Source organism: Bacillus sp. 3103sda1, assembly GCF_024159135.1.
Classification (GTDB): Bacteria; Bacillota; Bacilli; order Bacillales; family Bacillaceae_G; genus Bacillus_A; species Bacillus_A rhizoplanae.
On record NZ_JAMYWS010000001.1, the window covers coordinates 4,285,484 to 4,301,557 of the forward strand.

General features: G+C 36.6%; 19 protein-coding genes and 1 riboswitch. Of the genes, 2 read left to right on the top strand and 17 right to left on the bottom strand.

The window, feature by feature from the left end:
- Positions 1-433: 433 nt before the first annotated feature.
- The 13 genes from sufB to NKR74_RS21610 form a co-directional block, all read right to left on the bottom strand.
- Positions 434-1,831 carry a Fe-S cluster assembly protein SufB gene (gene sufB, locus NKR74_RS21550; RefSeq protein ID WP_253630788.1) on the bottom strand — a complete coding sequence of 466 codons (1,398 nt, stop codon included), beginning with the start codon at positions 1,829-1,831 and terminating at the stop codon, positions 434-436.
- A 50-nt stretch (positions 1,832-1,881) separates the two neighbouring features.
- The gene (sufU, locus tag NKR74_RS21555; protein WP_035433100.1) at positions 1,882-2,313 is read right to left on the bottom strand and encodes a Fe-S cluster assembly sulfur transfer protein SufU; all 432 of its coding nucleotides are present in this window, start codon (positions 2,311-2,313) and stop codon (positions 1,882-1,884) included.
- The gene (sufS, locus tag NKR74_RS21560; RefSeq protein WP_253630789.1) at positions 2,303-3,523 is read right to left on the bottom strand and encodes a cysteine desulfurase SufS; all 1,221 of its coding nucleotides are present in this window, start codon (positions 3,521-3,523) and stop codon (positions 2,303-2,305) included. Before sufS ends, sufU begins: the two co-directional genes overlap by 11 nt.
- Positions 3,523-4,815 (bottom strand): Fe-S cluster assembly protein SufD, encoded by a 1,293-nt coding sequence (gene sufD, locus NKR74_RS21565; protein WP_253630790.1) that lies wholly within the window; start codon positions 4,813-4,815, stop codon positions 3,523-3,525. The genes sufS and sufD overlap by 1 nt, the downstream gene beginning before the upstream one ends.
- Positions 4,816-4,830: 15 nt before the next feature.
- Complete coding sequence (gene sufC, locus NKR74_RS21570) at positions 4,831-5,616, bottom strand: Fe-S cluster assembly ATPase SufC (protein WP_035433106.1); 786 nt, start codon at positions 5,614-5,616, stop codon at positions 4,831-4,833.
- Positions 5,617-5,852: 236 nt separating this feature from the next.
- A complete protein-coding gene (gene metQ, locus NKR74_RS21575; RefSeq protein WP_253630791.1) occupies positions 5,853-6,665 on the bottom strand; it encodes a methionine ABC transporter substrate-binding lipoprotein MetQ in 813 nt (270 codons plus the stop codon).
- Between the two features lie 100 nt (positions 6,666-6,765).
- Positions 6,766-7,431, bottom strand: coding sequence for a methionine ABC transporter permease (locus NKR74_RS21580; protein ID WP_253630792.1), 666 nt, complete (start codon positions 7,429-7,431; stop codon positions 6,766-6,768).
- Positions 7,424-8,449 carry a methionine ABC transporter ATP-binding protein gene (locus NKR74_RS21585; RefSeq protein WP_253630793.1) on the bottom strand — a complete coding sequence of 342 codons (1,026 nt, stop codon included), beginning with the start codon at positions 8,447-8,449 and terminating at the stop codon, positions 7,424-7,426. The genes NKR74_RS21580 and NKR74_RS21585 overlap by 8 nt, the downstream gene beginning before the upstream one ends.
- Positions 8,450-8,760: 311 nt before the next feature.
- Positions 8,761-8,868, bottom strand: a riboswitch (SAM riboswitch).
- A gap of 126 nt (positions 8,869-8,994) precedes the next feature.
- The gene (locus NKR74_RS21590) at positions 8,995-9,339 is read right to left on the bottom strand and encodes a hypothetical protein (protein WP_253631193.1); all 345 of its coding nucleotides are present in this window, start codon (positions 9,337-9,339) and stop codon (positions 8,995-8,997) included.
- A gap of 142 nt (positions 9,340-9,481) precedes the next feature.
- A complete protein-coding gene (locus NKR74_RS21595; RefSeq protein ID WP_098308846.1) occupies positions 9,482-9,781 on the bottom strand; it encodes a thioredoxin family protein in 300 nt (99 codons plus the stop codon).
- A gap of 11 nt (positions 9,782-9,792) precedes the next feature.
- Positions 9,793-10,137, bottom strand: a complete 345-nt coding sequence (locus NKR74_RS21600) for a toprim domain-containing protein (protein ID WP_098308849.1) — start codon at positions 10,135-10,137, stop codon at positions 9,793-9,795.
- A 210-nt stretch (positions 10,138-10,347) separates the two neighbouring features.
- On the bottom strand, positions 10,348-10,731 hold the full coding sequence (gene gcvH, locus NKR74_RS21605) for a glycine cleavage system protein GcvH (protein ID WP_098308851.1): 384 nt from the start codon (positions 10,729-10,731) through the stop codon (positions 10,348-10,350).
- Positions 10,732-10,772: 41 nt separating this feature from the next.
- Positions 10,773-11,138 carry an arsenate reductase family protein gene (locus tag NKR74_RS21610; protein WP_253630794.1) on the bottom strand — a complete coding sequence of 122 codons (366 nt, stop codon included), beginning with the start codon at positions 11,136-11,138 and terminating at the stop codon, positions 10,773-10,775.
- A 369-nt stretch (positions 11,139-11,507) separates the two neighbouring features.
- On the opposite strand from NKR74_RS21610, the gene NKR74_RS21615 reads away from it, so the two are divergent.
- Both NKR74_RS21615 and NKR74_RS21620 read left to right on the top strand, forming a co-directional pair.
- Positions 11,508-11,954, top strand: coding sequence for a DUF3978 family protein (locus tag NKR74_RS21615; protein ID WP_253630795.1), 447 nt, complete (start codon positions 11,508-11,510; stop codon positions 11,952-11,954).
- A gap of 654 nt (positions 11,955-12,608) precedes the next feature.
- Positions 12,609-13,247, top strand: a complete 639-nt coding sequence (locus NKR74_RS21620; protein ID WP_253630796.1) for a phosphatase PAP2 family protein — start codon at positions 12,609-12,611, stop codon at positions 13,245-13,247.
- 107 nt (positions 13,248-13,354) lie between these two features.
- Here the strand turns inward: NKR74_RS21620 and NKR74_RS21625 are convergent, their stop codons facing one another.
- The 4 genes from NKR74_RS21625 to NKR74_RS21640 form a co-directional block, all read right to left on the bottom strand.
- The gene (locus NKR74_RS21625; protein ID WP_253630797.1) at positions 13,355-14,368 is read right to left on the bottom strand and encodes a PTS sugar transporter subunit IIC; all 1,014 of its coding nucleotides are present in this window, start codon (positions 14,366-14,368) and stop codon (positions 13,355-13,357) included.
- Positions 14,369-14,388: 20 nt separating this feature from the next.
- A complete protein-coding gene (locus NKR74_RS21630; protein ID WP_098308861.1) occupies positions 14,389-15,339 on the bottom strand; it encodes an L-lactate dehydrogenase in 951 nt (316 codons plus the stop codon).
- Between the two features lie 230 nt (positions 15,340-15,569).
- Positions 15,570-15,818 (bottom strand): spore coat protein, encoded by a 249-nt coding sequence (locus NKR74_RS21635; protein ID WP_098308863.1) that lies wholly within the window; start codon positions 15,816-15,818, stop codon positions 15,570-15,572.
- Between the two features lie 13 nt (positions 15,819-15,831).
- On the bottom strand, positions 15,832-16,017 hold the full coding sequence (locus NKR74_RS21640) for a hypothetical protein (protein ID WP_098308865.1): 186 nt from the start codon (positions 16,015-16,017) through the stop codon (positions 15,832-15,834).
- Between the last annotated feature and the right edge of the window lie 57 nt (positions 16,018-16,074).

Below are 16,074 nucleotides of genomic sequence, written 5' to 3' on the forward strand. Positions count from 1 at the left end.
TTTAGAATAATTTTGTTGCATCAGCTGAATTACTTGTTTAAGTTTCAGCGAAGGAAATAAACGAATAATTAATAGTGCATAAACTAACTAATAAACATACTAGAAATTTTATTCCCTTAATAAAATTTAGAATTCTCTAAAAACTAACCTCCTTTTTTCAAAAAATTATATCATAAAATTTTGATTTTTGTATATTGATAAAATTTTTTCAGATAGTTTTTCAGCTACTTTCATGCACCCGATCCTTTTTTACTTCTTAACATCTTCAAGCCTATACCATCAGTAAGAAAAGCATCACTGATGGAAGTTTCACTTTATATCGTGTCAAAGCACCGTTATTTCAAGAATAACTCCAATATATCGGGAGAAACGGCTGATATATTTGCTTCCAAGCAAAAAAGCGCCCTGTAAACAGGGCGCTTCCGCTTTTAAATTAACCGATAGAACCTTCCATCTCGAATTTGATTAGACGGTTCATTTCTACTGCGTATTCCATTGGAAGTTCGCGAGTGAATGGCTCGATGAAGCCCATTACGATCATTTCTGTTGCTTCTTGCTCAGAAATACCGCGGCTCATTAGGTAGAATAATTGTTCTTCTGATACTTTTGATACTTTCGCTTCGTGCTCAAGTGATACGTGATCGTTTTTGATCTCGTTGTAAGGAATTGTATCAGATGTAGATTGGTTATCCATGATTAATGTGTCACACTCGATGTTAGAGCGAGAGTTTGTCGCTTTTGGTCCGAAGTGTACGATACCACGGTATGTTACTTTACCACCATGTTTAGCAATCGATTTAGAAACGATTGTTGAAGATGTGTTTGGCGCTAAGTGAATCATTTTCGCACCAGCATCTTGGTGTTGGCCTTTACCAGCAATCGCGATAGATAATGTTAAACCACGAGCGCCTTCGCCTTTTAAGATAACAGCTGGGTATTTCATCGTTAATTTCGATCCGATGTTACCGTCAATCCATTCCATCGTTGCGTTTGCTTCACAAACTGCACGTTTTGTAACTAGGTTGTATACGTTGTTTGCCCAGTTTTGGATTGTTGTATAACGGCAATATGCATCTTTCTTAATGATGATTTCTACTACCGCACTGTGAAGTGAGTTTGTTGTGTAAACAGGTGCTGTACAACCTTCTACGTAGTGTACGTGTGCGCCTTCATCTACGATAATAAGCGTACGCTCGAATTGTCCCATATTTTCAGAGTTAATACGGAAATACGCTTGTAACGGTGTTTCTACTTTCACACCTTTTGGAACGTAGATGAATGATCCACCAGACCAAACTGCAGAGTTTAATGCTGAGAATTTGTTATCAGTTGGTGGGATTACTTTTCCGAAATGCTCACGGAAAATATCTTCGTTCTCTTTTAATGCGCTATCTGTATCTTTAAATACGATTCCTAGCTCTTCTAAATCTTCTTTCATGTTGTGGTATACAACTTCAGATTCGTACTGTGCAGATACACCCGCTAAATATTTTTGTTCTGCTTCTGGAATACCTAATTTATCAAACGTTGCTTTAATTTCATCAGGTACTTCATCCCAAGACTTCTCAGATTTCTCAGATGGTTTTACGTAGTACGTAATCTCATCGAAATTTAAGTCATTTAAGTCGCCGCCCCATTGTGGCATTGGCATTTCATAGAAGTGATCCAGTGATTTTAAACGGAAGTCTAACATCCACTGTGGTTCTTCTTTCATACGTGAAATCTCTTCTACGATTTCTTTTGTTAAACCGCGCTCAGCACGGAAAATTGAAACGTCTTTATCTTTGAAACCATATTTATAATCGCCGATATCTGGCAGCTGTTTCGCCATGTTCGTATGTCCCTCCTTGGATAAACTTCGTATTTAGGAACTCATTTGCATTACTTCTCTTCGTTCAAGCCTTTTTCTAACGCTTTCCAAGCTAATGTTGCACACTTAATACGCGCTGGAAATTTGCATACACCTTGTAATGCCTCGATATCTCCTAAATCAATGCTGTCATCATACTCTTTTCCTAGCATCATATCCGAGAAAATTTTTGAAAGCTGAAGTGCCTCTTCAATTTTCTTTCCTTTTACGGCTTGCGTCATCATAGAAGCGGAAGACATAGAGATGGAACAGCCTTCTCCTTCAAACTTCGCTTCTTGAACAATACCGTCTTCTACTTTCATTGTAAGTTGAATGCGGTCACCGCAAGTTGGATTGTTCAAATTAACCGTAACACTATCTTCTAATACGCCATGGTTACGTGGATTTTTATAATGATCCATAATAACTTGACGATATAACGTATCTAAATTATTAAATGACATTTGTGAAATACTCCTTTGTTTTCGTCAGCGCTTCGACAAATGTATCAATTTCTTCTTTTGTGTTATATAAATAGAAGCTTGCACGTGCTGTAGAAGAAGCTTTGAGCCACTTCATTAACGGCTGTGCACAATGATGACCTGCACGAACCGCAATACCTTCTACATCTAATACTGTCGCAACATCGTGTGGATGTACGTCATCAATATTAAATGTAACAAGACCTGCACGGTGCTTTGGACCATAAATTGTAACACCGTCTACTTCTGATAGTCTTTCTAAAGCATACTGCGCTAATTCATGTTCATGCTTTTCAATATTATCAAGACCGATTTCTTCTAAGAAATCAATTGCAGCTCCAAGTCCGATTGCGTTGCCGATAATCGGTGTACCTGCTTCGAATTTCCAAGGAAGCTCTTTCCATGTAGACTCTTGTAAGTCTACGAAATCGATCATTTCACCGCCAAATTCAATTGGCTCCATATTTTCAAGCAATTCCTTCTTACCATATAATACGCCAATACCTGTAGGTCCGCACATTTTATGAGCGGATAAAGCGTAAAAATCACAGTTTAAATCTTTTACGTTCACTTTCATATGCGGTGTACTTTGTGCACCATCAACGACCATGATTGCTCCGTTTTGGTGTGCAATTTCTGCAATTTCTTTTACAGGGTTAATCGTTCCAAGTACGTTTGACACGTACATAATAGATACGATTTTCGTATTTGACGTGATCGTTTGACGAGCATCTTCTAATGAAATTGTCCCGTCTGGTTGAAGCGGAAGATATTTTAATGTTGCACCTGTTTTCTTCGCAACTTGTTGCCAAGGAATAATGTTACTATGGTGCTCCATGTAAGAGATGACAATTTCATCGCCTTCTTTTACATGTTCCATACCATAGCTTGCCGCAACTGTATTTAACGCTGTTGTTGTACCGCGCGTAAAAATAATCTCTTCCATAGACTTCGCATTAATAAACTTACGAACTTTCTCGCGTGCACCTTCATACGCATCGGTTGCTTTCGTACCGAGCGTATGAACACCGCGATGAACATTAGAGTTGTATTCTTTATAGTAACGTTCTAACGTTTCAATTACTTGAATTGGTTTTTGAGAAGTTGCCGCACTATCGAAATAAACAAGTTGTTTGCCGTTCACTTTTTGATCAAGAATTGGAAACTGTTTGCGTATTTCATGAATATCCATTAGCGAACTTTCCTTTCAATTACCTCAACAAGCTGTGCCTTTACTCCTTCGATTGGAAGCTCATTTACTACAGGTGCTAAGAATCCATGGATGACTAAACGTTCTGCTTCTTTCTTCGGAATACCACGGCTCATTAGGTAGTATAGTTGTGTAGGATCTACGCGTCCTACAGAAGCTGCGTGACCTGCCATTACATCATCTTCATCGATTAAAAGAATTGGGTTTGCATCGCCGCGTGCTTTTTCATTTAACATCAGAACGCGAGAAGATTGCTGTGCATTTGATTTAGAAGCGCCGTGCTCGATTTTACCAATTCCGTTAAAGATAGATGTTGCGCTATCTTTTTGTACACCGTGTTTTAAGATAAAGCCTTCAGAATGTTTACCGAAGTGAACAACTTTTGTTGTAAAGTTTTGTGTTTGGTTACCACGGCCAATTGTTACTGTTTTTGTATCAGCAAATGAACCGTCGCCCATTAAGTTTGTTACGTTCTCAGAAATTGTGTTTCCATCGTTCATAAGACCTAATGCCCACTCTAGACGTCCATCTCGTCCAACTACGCCGCGGCGGTTTACGTAAGATGTTACATCTTTTGCTAATAAGTCAACTGCACCAAATTTCACTTGTGCACCTTGTTCTACAATTACTTCTGCCACGATATTTGCAATACCAGTAACATTTTCATTTGCCACGTAGTTTTCTACATATGTTGCAGAGCTGTTTGCATCTGCTACAAATAGTACATGGTTATATACATTTGCTTCTTCACCGTCTACTAAGAATACAGCTTGAAGTGGTGTTTCAAGAACAACGTTTTTCGGAACGTATACGAACGCACCACCGTTGATTAGTGCAGCATGAAGCGCTGTTAAACGATGTTCGTCAACTTTCACGCCGTCTTTCATTAAATACTTTTGTACTAATTCAGCATGCTCAGTTGCAGCTGTTACGATATCTGTAAAAATAACGCCTTTTGTTTTCGCCTCTTCTGATAAAGAAACGAATGCAGTTGTACCGCTGCGCCCTACAAGAACGCTATTATTTTCGTCAATTAAATTTTTCACTGCTTCTGGAAGTTCTTCTAAAGAACGTACAGGCTCTTGCTTTGCAGTGTGACCTTTGCCGACAAAATCCCATTTATCAATTTTTGTTTTATCAGGCGTTGGCATTGGAAGTTCAGTTGCCTTTGCAAGAGCTTGTAAGCGGAACTCAGTCAACCAAGCAGCTTCGTTCGCTTCGCTTGCATGCTGACGGATAGAATCTTGATCGAAAGGTAATGTACCAATTGTCATGTTTATGCTCCTCTCTTACGCTTCTTGCTCTTCTGTTTCGTCTTCAATACCTAGTTCTTTTTTAATCCAGTCATAACCTTCAGCTTCTAAACGTTGTGCAAGCTCAGGACCGCCAGATTTCACAACACGACCATTCATCATAACGTGTACATGATCTGGAGTGATGTAATTTAATAAACGTTGGTAGTGCGTGATCATTAAGCAACCGAAATCTTCGCCGCGCATTTCGTTAATACCTTTAGATACAACTTTTAATGCATCGATATCAAGACCAGAGTCGATTTCATCTAAGATTGCGATTTTTGGCTGAATCATCATTAATTGAAGAATTTCATTACGCTTTTTCTCACCGCCAGAGAAACCTTCGTTTAAGTAACGTTGTGCCATTGATGGATCCATTTCTAGGAATTCCATGTTTTTATCTAATGTACGGATAAATTTCATAAGAGAAATTTCATCGCCTTCTTCACGGCGTGCATTAATTGCAGAACGTAAGAAGTCAGCGTTTGTTACTCCGCTAATTTCACTTGGATATTGCATTGCTAGGAATAGACCAGCTTGTGCACGCTCATCTACTTCCATTTCTAATACATCTTCACCGTCGATGATGATGCTGCCTTGTGTTACTTCATATTTTGGGTGACCCATAATTGCGGAAGATAAAGTTGATTTACCTGTTCCGTTAGGTCCCATAATTGCGTGGATTTCTCCACCTTTTACTTCAAGGTTTACACCCTTTAAAATTTCTTTGCCATCGATTGATACATGTAAATCTTTAATCGTTAATGTAGAACCAGCCATCTCAATACCTCCATTAATCATCTATATACATTTTAAAAATTCCTAAAACGTTCACATTCTCATTTTATTCTCATTCTAATTTTATATCAAATAAAATGATATCGCAAACGTTGAAAAAATGTAACAATTTTTCTACAAATACGAGCAGGTATTTTCTGCACATTATATTATGATACACCTTTCTTCCTACTTATATAAAGAAAAAAGGGCTGAAAAATTCTAGCCCTTTTTTCACCTTATTCACTTACAGGAAGTACAGCTCCTTTGTACTCTTTCTTAATGAAATCTTGAATTTCTTTTGAATGTAATACTTCGACAAGTTCTTTAATTTCTTTTCTGTTTTCGTCACCTTTACGAACAGCAATAATATTTGCGTAAGGAGAGTCTGATCCTTCAAGTGCAATTGCATCTTTTGTCGGATTTAATTTTGCATCAATTGCGTAATTTGAGTTGATGAATAATGCATCGCCTTCGTTGTTTTCATATAATTTCGGTGTAAGCCCTGGCTCAACATCTGTTTTAAATTTCAAGTTTTTTGGATTTTCTACAATATCTTTTTCTGTCGCTTTTACGATATCTACACCATCTTTAAGCTTGATAACGCCGCCTTTTTGCAATAATGCAAGCATACGTCCTCGTTCTGCTACGTTATTACTCATAATCACTGTTGCACCATTTGGAAGATCTTTTAAACTTTTATATTTCTTAGAGTAAATGCCCATAGGCTCTAAATGAATTTTCCCTGCACTTACAAAGTTATACCCTTTTTCTTGAATTTCTTTCTCTAAATATGGAATGTGCTGGAAATAGTTCGCATCAAGATCTTTATCAGCTAATGCTTTGTTTGGTAATACATAGTCTTGGAATTTTTTTATTTTTAATGTAATACCCTTTTTCTCTAATAGTGGTTTGGCTTGTTCTAAAATAACCGCATGCGGTACGTTAGAAGCACCCACCACAAGTGTTTTCTTATCTTTGTCGCTACTACCGCAAGCAGCTAATGCAAATACAAATACAGCAAGAAGTACTGAAAATAATACCTTCTTCATGTTATAACGCCCCCTGTTTTTCAATATTCAAAATATAAAATCTATATAGAGTTTTCGTACGAAACGAAAACTCTTTATCCTAATAATAACTAGCTTCTCTTTACCTTTTATCAAGTCGCTTTGTAAGAAAATCACCAAACATTTGAATAATAAATACAATAACAAGTACAAGAATTGTTGCCATGAGAGTGACATCACCATTATTACGTTGGAATCCCTCTAAATAAGCAAGGGTACCAAGACCGCCTGCTCCAACAACTCCAGCCATCGCTGTGTAGCCCACAAGTGCAATCGCCGTTACCGTAATACCCGAAATGAGTGCCGGCAAAGATTCTGGTATCAATACTTTTAAAATAATTGTACTCGTCTTTGCTCCCATCGCTTTCGATGCTTCAATAACACCCTTATCAATTTCACGAAGTGCAATTTCAACCATTCTCGCATAGAACGGTGCTGCTCCAACAATTAATGCTGGCAATGCGGCACTTGCTCCAAGAATTGTATTAAGAAGAAGCTTCGTAAATGGAATCAGTAAAATGATTAAAATAATAAACGGAATAGAACGAAAAATATTTACAAACGCGCCAATCACAATATTGACTGGCTTGTTCTCCCACAGATTATCTTTTCCTGTGAGAAACAGTACTAATCCAAGAATAAGACCTAATACGAACGTTGCAAGCGTGGCAATTGCCGTCATGTATAACGTTTCTTGTGTTGCTTCTAACATTTGATCCCAATCGACATTTTGAAACAAATTATCCATGTGCAATCACCTCCAGCTCTACTTGCTCTTGTTGAATTGTTGCAACTGCCTCTGCAACTATATCTTCGTCACCTTTTAAATGAACAATTAAACTTCCATACGCCCCGTTTGTTGTTTGAGCAATATTCCCTTGCAGAATGCTCACTTCCACTCCATCTTTCTTCATTAATTCCTGCAGAACTGGTCTTTCCACTGCTTCACCAATAAATTGCAGTTTCACGACTTTTCCTTCCGGGTACTTCTCTACTAAATGTTCAATTGTTTCGTCTGCATCTTCAGAATCTGTTATTTGCTTAACGAAGCGCTTTGTAATGTCTTGCTGCGGATTACGAAATACATCTAAAACGCTGCCGCTTTCAACAATCTTTCCTTTTTCCATAACAGCAACACGATTACAAATTTTTTGAATCACATGCATTTCATGTGTAATGAGTACAATCGTTAAACCGAGGCGTTTATTAATATCGAGAAGCAAATCTAAAATTTGATCTGTTGTTTCTGGATCTAGTGCTGATGTCGCTTCATCGCATAATAATACTTTCGGGTTATTTGCTAATGCTCTCGCAATACCAACACGCTGCTTTTGTCCACCACTTAGCTGAGATGGATACGCATCTCCCCGTCCCTCTAAACCAACAAGACGAATCAATTCATCTACACGCTGTGTTCTTTTCTCTTTTGTCACTCCAGCAATTTCAAGCGGAAAAGCAATATTTTCACGAACAGTTTGTGACCAAAGCAAGTTAAAATGCTGGAAAATCATCCCGATTTCTTGACGCGCTTCTCGCAGTTCTTTTCCTCTAATTGCTGAAATCAAACGCTCTCCAACAGTAATTTTTCCAGACGTTGGTTTCTCCAATTGATTAAACAAGCGAATTAAGGAACTCTTTCCGGCACCGCTATATCCGATAACACCGAAAATTTCACCTTTTTCTATTTGTAAATTTGCATTATCAACAGCAGTAACATCGCCGTTTTTGGAGCGATATATTTTCTTTACATTTTCTAACACAATCATTAATGTCACCCCTTTTTAATTAAAAAGTGTAAGCAGCTCTCCGCTATACCGATAAAGTGAAACTTCCATCAGTGGAGAGTTTTTTCATCTCCCACTGATGGTTAGTTGAACCAATCGGGCTTTTACGGGTAGTTATCCCCCACCTATCTTCCTTGCCTCTCTCTGAACCTTCCGGTGGGGGCTTACTGCCCGTTAATGCGGGATAAATGAAGTTGTTGTTTGAGCGTCCTCCTACACTGAAACAACAAAAAAACCTTTCTGCTTTAAAATGAGCAGAAAGGTTTATATACATAAATTACTATTATCCTTTCCTCTCATCTCTCAAAGCATTCGCTTTGCAGGAATTGGCACCATTTCAACATAAGTTGACGGTTGCCGGGTTTCATCGGGCACAGTCCCTCCACCTCTCTTGATAAGAGAAAATCAGATATAAATTTCGTCTGATTTTGTCGTTATGAAGTTTTCATTATTTCATGTTTTGAATTGTATCAACGCATGAAATAGATGTCAACAGAAATTTTCGTAAAGAAGAAACTTTCTGAAATTTAAGCACCTATTCGTAGCGGCTTACAAATATGAAATACAGATTCTAATAATAACATTGTTTGGTATGTCCCTCTATATGTAATGGCCTTTCTACGCAATAGTGACTGCAAACGAACTTGTCCTGTAATTAATAACTGCAAGTCATCTTCTTGAAAACAAACAAGTTCTTCCGTTCCCATTGCACCATTCGTAAGCTCAATTTTATCTCTTGAAATTTTCAATGAATAACGCTCATCTTGAAAAGTAAAACAAACAGTCCGCTCAAATTGCGGCAGTAGCGGTTCTAAATGATATTGCGTATTGGCATATGTTACAAATGATTGAAGCAGTGAATACAATTTCATCTCCGTCACACTCCTCATATCACGTTTTACATAATACCATTCCATTTCTATAACGAGCTCTCCTGTATCTTTCTCTCGACAAAAAATCACTTGTTGCTTATATTTCCCAAGAAATATGTCGAGGCGGCAAAGTATTTGCCGCCTATTGTAATTCCATATATAAATATTCCACAGATTGAAATGCATATATTTTCTTCATAAGTTGATTTTTCTCAAATATAAGTAAACACGGAACACTTTCAATTTCGTACTCCCGCGCAAAATGCGGTGCGTAATTTAAATCTAGCATCCCAATTTCCAAATGAGGTAATGCGGCTTCAACAACTGTTAACATTTTTTTAGCAAGTTGACACGTACCACACATTGGCGTATATACGTATAACACCGTTTTATCTTGATTTTCAACTGCAGTTACAGCTTCATTTCCTGTCAAATCGATCATTCTACCATTCCTTACCGTAAAAATTCTGTATAAACGTCAATGTCAGCTCCCCATAAAACGTTCGCTAAATGATTTGATGGTGCAGTTGCAACCTCACGATACGAACGATCAATATAAATATGTTCAGCATGTGGAAATTCTCGGCGAAATTGTTTGCGTAGCTTCTCTCCTGCATCATCTGCGTCCACAAGCACATACACTTCTTTATCGTACAGCTGATCAATAAGTTCATCCATTTTCGACAAACTAATTGTACCATTTGTACAAACAATTTCCACCGGTTCTCTAATAATCGTTTCAATCTTCTTCTTATCTGATTTACCTTCAACAATAATTACTTTTTCCACATAGACCACTTGGCATCACCCGATCACCATATACTATGATACAACCTTACCTTTAGTATATAGTATATTCGATATTTCAATGTTGTTTCCTGTTTATTTTTGTGAATAAAAGCGGAAGTGGCTCGTTCAGAATGTGAGGAAGAAGTGAAGCCACCGAACATTCTAGCTACTAGAGCTGACATAAATAAAAAAGGACAGCTATTAGCTGCCCTTTCCATCTTAGTCTTGATTGATCATTTCTTCGTATTGTTCTGCAGTTAATAAGTTATCCACTTGACCTGCATCTTCAATCTCAACTTTAATCATCCATGCACCTTCGTATGGAGATTCGTTAACAAGCTCTGGCTTGTCGTTTAATTCTTCGTTTACTGCTACAACTTTACCTGCTACAGGTGCGTATAACTCAGAAACTGTTTTAACAGATTCTACGCTTCCGAATGGCTCGTCAGCTTCGATTGTTGCACCAACTTCAGGAAGTTCTACGAATACGATATCTCCTAATTCGTGTTGTGCGAAATCTGTAATACCGATAACAACTTGGTTGCCATCAACTTTTACCCATTCGTGTTCTTCAGAGTAACGTAATTGTTTTGGAATGCTCATGTCTGTACCTCCAATGAATGTATTAATTATGTAAAAATACCTTATCGGTACTTTTTCCACACGCTTTCAAATTGTTCTTCATTAAAGCCAACTGTTACATAATTACTGCCTGTTACAATTGGTCGTTTGATTAACATGCCATCAGAAGCGAGCATGTCCAACATTTCCTCTTCACTTGCATCTTTTAGCTTATCCTTTAAACCAAGCTCGCGGTAACGCATTCCACTTGTGTTAAAGAACTTTTTTAATGGCAATTCGCTTTTTTCATATAAACTGCGAAGTTCTTCCTTAGAAGGTGGATTTTCAGCAATATGAATCATTTCATATGCTACATCATTTGCTTCTAACCATTTTTTTGCCTTTTGGCATGTTCCACATTTTGGATATGAATAAAATGTTACTGGCATACATTCACCTACTTTTCACTAACCTTTACCTTATCATATAGAAAATATTTTTTCATTTCAAACTTTAACTTAATTCGCTAAGAATTTCTTTTATCCTGCAAAATCTTTTATTTTTCTTAAATTCTCAAAAAATACTTTACTACCCTAAAGAAATTATTTAACATAATATTAACTATGTTAAATATATGGTTTTTAAAACATGAAATACTAAATTAGTTTATATTGTTTTTTAGTAATTTGTCATGTATTCTCTTTAAGGAAGAATACAAATGTTTAATCTTTTTTACTGCTTGAAACTGTTATATTAATTCTTTTGTTCTATATTTTTGTCTTTGATAGTACATAAAGAAAAGGAGATTATTTAACTATATGGACCTACAAATTCACTCAGTCATCCAGCAACAAATTCAACATCATTCAGATCAAACTACAATCCACTTTCAACTTGAAGAACTTGATGAATTAACAGACACAAAGTTAAAGTCAACAACATTGTCTGTTGCTATAAACAAAGACATTCTCCAGTTTCAAGTGATAAAGCAAACCGGAATAAACAGTACAAATACATATCGCAAAACATATGTCATTCCTGTAAAAGCATTTCACTACATTCTCGTATCAACACAAGAAGATTCAGGACAAATGAATGCTAATATACAGGTATTTGGACATCACGGTGAGTTTCTCTTAAACGAAAAACTCTCTTTACAACATATAGATAATATTCGCACGAATAGTTCAGAATTCCCAGGCTTTTTTGCAACATTAAATGAAAGCGTAACTAAATACATAAATGAATATAATACATCTATTTAAGCTTATATGATATTTTATTGAAATAATAAAATTCTAACTATTTTTATTATAATATATTTAGAGACAGAAAAACACTTCATTTTTTTTGAGAAGTGTTTTTTTATTTTTCCCAACAAGGTGCGCAGCATTATAGAACATATATCTTAATCAAACGTTTAATTAGTATTATAAAATCGAACATACCTCTTAAACAAACGTTTGATTAAGACCACAAAATCGAACGTACGTCTTAATCAAACATTTATTTAATGGCAATTCTCTCTTATTGAAAATGCAAATGAGCTATATCGTCACCCTACAATATGATATAGTGACAAAAATATAAGGAAAGTCGATAGCTCGTTTATATTTTTCTATTATAATTTTTCATCAGTGCGGAGTTCTTCATCCCCCACCTATCTTCCTCGCTTCTCTCTCAATCTTGAAGTGGGGGTCTTACTGCCCGCGAATAGCGGGATAAACTCGAACATACCTCTTAAACAGACTTTTGTTTACTGACAGCTTCTCTTTATCAAAAATACAAATGAATAATATCGTCACCTTACAATATGATATAGTGAAAACGCTTTAATGAAAATTGATAGCTCATTTCCATTTTTTCTATTTATAATTTCTCAAGTTTTATCTCATTACATTAGAAATAGGAGAACCGCTATGGAGAATAATCAACGTTCATCCTTTCTTCCATTATGTTATATATTGCTACTCATACTTGTAGGTCTTCTTTATGACGTGCTCAATCAATCAACAGTAGGTGCTGTGAATGTAACAACAAAAATAGACGCATGGATTCCTTTTACAAAAGAATTTATCGTTCCATACTTACTTTGGTTTCCCTATCTATACGGTACTCTAATTTATTACTGCTTTGCTGACCGAAAGCTCTACTACGTTACATTAAGTAGTGTTATATTAGGTGACCTTCTTTCTTTTGGCATTTATTATATGTGGCAAACAACGGTAACACGTCCTGAAGTGATTGGCAATGATGTGTTTGCTAATTTAGTTCGCTTTATTTACAGTATCGATCAACCTGTAAATTGTTTTCCTAGCATTCACGTGCTCACAACATTTGTCATTATGATTACAGCATATAAGAGAAAAAAGCAAAACAAATGGGAATATGGTCTATTAACATTTGTTGGCGTACTCATTATTTTATCTACTTTGTTTACAAAACAGCACGCCTTTATAGATGTAATAACAGGCATCGTAGTAGCAAGTTTTCTTTATGCTGCTATGCAATCTGTATTTGAATTACGTAAACAAAAGGTTAAAGCCCCTGCTGGATAATCGTATAATCTATAAAAACAAAAGCAGACTGCGGCTTCAGTCTGCTTTTCTCTATGTAAAAGGAGCTTTTCAAATTGGTATATTATATGTCACACTCTTACTAATCTTTAAGATTGCGGTACAGTCATGTCGCCAGGTTTAATGCGACCTGCTTTTTTCAAAATCATATACAGTATATAAGAAACAGCTACTGGAATTATGATATAAGTAATTACCATCGCTGGAACAACACTTAATCCTTTGCTTGAAATTAAGTTAATTGGTGCGATTAAAGAACTAAGTCCAAGACCCGCAATTTCTTTCCCCGCTGTCATTTGGAATACAAGCGCCGATACAGGACCTACAATTGCACTGGCGACAACAGTTGGTACAAGAATCATCGGGTTCTTAGTAATATTCGGAAGCTGTACTTTCGGTGTACAAAGGGCTTGTGCCAAAATACCGCCTAAATTATTTTCTTTCGCAGAGATAACAGCGAATCCGATAAATTGAGCGACGCATCCTGCAAGTGCAGCACCGCCTGCTACGCCGTCTAGGCTAAGGGCAATCGCTAAAGCTGCTGATGACGCTGGAGAAATTAATAATAATCCCCAAACAACTGAAAGTAAAATAGAAGCAATAAACGGACTGCCTGCTGAGCTATCTTTAATAAATGCTCCAACCGCATTTAAAACCGGGCTAATATTGTGGGATAACCAAATACCAACTAAACCTGAACCTAATATTGCAGCAAACGGAACAAGCATCATATCTAAAGCAGTTTTTCCGCTTAATCGTTTACCGATATAAACTGCTAGTGTTGCTGTTAATAACGCACCAATTGGTTCACCAGTTTTAATCATCAAGCCGGCTGCAGTAATCGAAATTGATCCAGCTCCAATCGCTCCTGCAACCATCGCTGAGAAAACGACAAGTCCATTTGCTCCAAGCATAAAAGCGATTCCTGCTCCAATTGCTGGTGCCATAAGTGATTTTGCAACAACTCCAATTGTAATTAACATAGGAATATCAGCAATTCTTCCTATATTTTCGATGAGCAAACCAATTCCAAGAGATACGAAAATACCTTGTGCAATTCCTGCAGATCCTTTGAATATACGAGGCATGATATATTCCTTCATCTGTTTCACCTTCTTCTAGTTTAGTAACCGATTGTTTTCATGTAGTCGCGTAAAATGTCATTTGATTTTGCAAATCGGCTTTCTTCAGCTTCTGTTAAGTTCAGTTCGACAAGTTCTTTTATACCATCTCTTGTAATGATAGCTGGTACACCTGTGGATATTTCATACTCACCATATTCACCGTCTAAAACGGCTGATACAGCAATAATACAGTGATCATCATTAAAAATAGAACGTGCAATATAAGCTAACGCATTCCCAATACCATAATAAGTAGTTCCTTTCCGTTTATAAATTTCCCAACCAGCTTTTGCTGTTTTTTCCACAACTTCATCTAAATCAATTTCACCTAGACGCTCTTTTTGCTCCTCTAAAATTTGCAAGACAGGCTTTCCACCTACTGTTACATGTGACCAAGCAACCATTTGTGAATCGCCATGCTCACCTAATGAGTAACCGTGAATGCTACGAGGGTCAACTTCCAGCATTTCAGATAAAATTGTTCTTAAACGAGAAGAATCTAATGATGTCCCAGTACCAAGGACGCGATTTCTTGGCAAACCTGATAATTTCCAAACTTGATAAGTAATAATATCAACTGGGTTTGATGCGATTAGGAAGATACCATCAAATCCGCTCTCCATTACACTTGATACGATACTCTCCATAATTTTCGCACTTGCCCCTAAAGTATCAAGGCGACTTTGACCTGGCTTTGGAGCAGGTCCTGCTGTAATAATAACAATATCCATATCTTTGCAGTCTTCATAAGTTCCTGCATATACTTTTGTTCTTGTATTTGTAAAATTAATACAGTGTGATAAATCCATTGCTTCGCCGACTGCTCGTTCATGATTGAGATCAATTAACGCTAATTCTTCACAGATTCCTTGATTCACAATAGAATACGCACAGCTTGATCCAACTAATCCAGTACCAATAATCGCAATCTTTCTTGTGTTTCTATTCATGACAATCTCACCTGCTTCTTAGTGTAATTTTCTTTTTGTTGTGTTCTTTACACTTTTTATTATAGAAGTTTTTACCATGGAAACCATGTACAATTTGTGAAATATATCACAATAATATGGACGTTTTATGTCCCCTTACATATAATTTCGACAAAGTCACGAACTTTTTACTTTCACAAAAAAACAGGTAACGTCTCAATCACGTCACCCGTTTTAAAAAATCTCTTTTCTTATTGTGCACTTAATTGATTCTTCAACTGCTGAACAATCGTTGGATTAGCAGGAGCTGCTGGTTGATAATAATTCTTTTGTTTTGCGAATTGATACAGATTACGTTGACGCATTTCGTCTTGATTACGAATTTGAATTAACGTTTGATATAATTGATCGTTATTCGTTTGAGCAATGTAATTCGCATAGCCTGTTAAACTTGCATTTAATTCAGCTAAATAATCATTTACCATATCTTTTTCATTCATGTTCTTTACCCCCCTATCCTAGAAAAGACATTAATTGTTGTTTCGTATTTTGTGCATCTTGCACATCTTTTTGCAGCATCTGCTTCAGCTGCGGATCCGTACATGCTTGTGCATACTCTTGTAATTTGTTAATAACTGTTGCATGCCCGCCAATAAGATGACGTAAATTCTCCACTTCAAGCTCGTTTAAATTTTGCATCGTAACAGCCTTCCTTTCTTTGTTCATTCAAGATTTAGTATCTATCTATTTTTAGAT

Bases quoted from the DNA above. Each gene is read 5' to 3' on its own strand.
- NKR74_RS21610 (WP_253630794.1), bottom strand. From the start codon at position 11,138: ATGCCAGTAACATTTTATTCATATCCAAAATGTGGAACATGCCAAAAG.
- sufD (WP_253630790.1), bottom strand. From the start codon at position 4,815: ATGACAATTGGTACATTACCTTTCGATCAAGATTCTATCCGTCAGCAT.
- NKR74_RS21590 (WP_253631193.1), bottom strand. From the start codon at position 9,339: ATGAAATTGTATTCACTGCTTCAATCATTTGTAACATATGCCAATACG.
- NKR74_RS21635 (WP_098308863.1), bottom strand. From the start codon at position 15,818: ATGAATGAAAAAGATATGGTAAATGATTATTTAGCTGAATTAAATGCA.
- NKR74_RS21640 (WP_098308865.1), bottom strand. From the start codon at position 16,017: ATGCAAAATTTAAACGAGCTTGAAGTGGAGAATTTACGTCATCTTATT.
- gcvH (WP_098308851.1), bottom strand. From the start codon at position 10,731: ATGAGCATTCCAAAACAATTACGTTACTCTGAAGAACACGAATGGGTA.
- NKR74_RS21630 (WP_098308861.1), bottom strand. From the start codon at position 15,339: ATGAATAGAAACACAAGAAAGATTGCGATTATTGGTACTGGATTAGTT.
- sufU (WP_035433100.1), bottom strand. From the start codon at position 2,313: ATGTCATTTAATAATTTAGATACGTTATATCGTCAAGTTATTATGGAT.
- sufS (WP_253630789.1), bottom strand. From the start codon at position 3,523: ATGGATATTCATGAAATACGCAAACAGTTTCCAATTCTTGATCAAAAA.
- NKR74_RS21595 (WP_098308846.1), bottom strand. From the start codon at position 9,781: ATGATCGATTTGACAGGAAATGAAGCTGTAACTGCAGTTGAAAATCAA.
- NKR74_RS21620 (WP_253630796.1), top strand. From the start codon at position 12,609: ATGGAGAATAATCAACGTTCATCCTTTCTTCCATTATGTTATATATTG.
- sufB (WP_253630788.1), bottom strand. From the start codon at position 1,831: ATGGCGAAACAGCTGCCAGATATCGGCGATTATAAATATGGTTTCAAA.
- NKR74_RS21580 (WP_253630792.1), bottom strand. From the start codon at position 7,431: ATGGATAATTTGTTTCAAAATGTCGATTGGGATCAAATGTTAGAAGCA.
- NKR74_RS21615 (WP_253630795.1), top strand. From the start codon at position 11,508: ATGGACCTACAAATTCACTCAGTCATCCAGCAACAAATTCAACATCAT.
- metQ (WP_253630791.1), bottom strand. From the start codon at position 6,665: ATGAAGAAGGTATTATTTTCAGTACTTCTTGCTGTATTTGTATTTGCA.
- NKR74_RS21625 (WP_253630797.1), bottom strand. From the start codon at position 14,368: ATGAAGGAATATATCATGCCTCGTATATTCAAAGGATCTGCAGGAATT.
- NKR74_RS21585 (WP_253630793.1), bottom strand. From the start codon at position 8,449: ATGATTGTGTTAGAAAATGTAAAGAAAATATATCGCTCCAAAAACGGC.
- sufC (WP_035433106.1), bottom strand. From the start codon at position 5,616: ATGGCTGGTTCTACATTAACGATTAAAGATTTACATGTATCAATCGAT.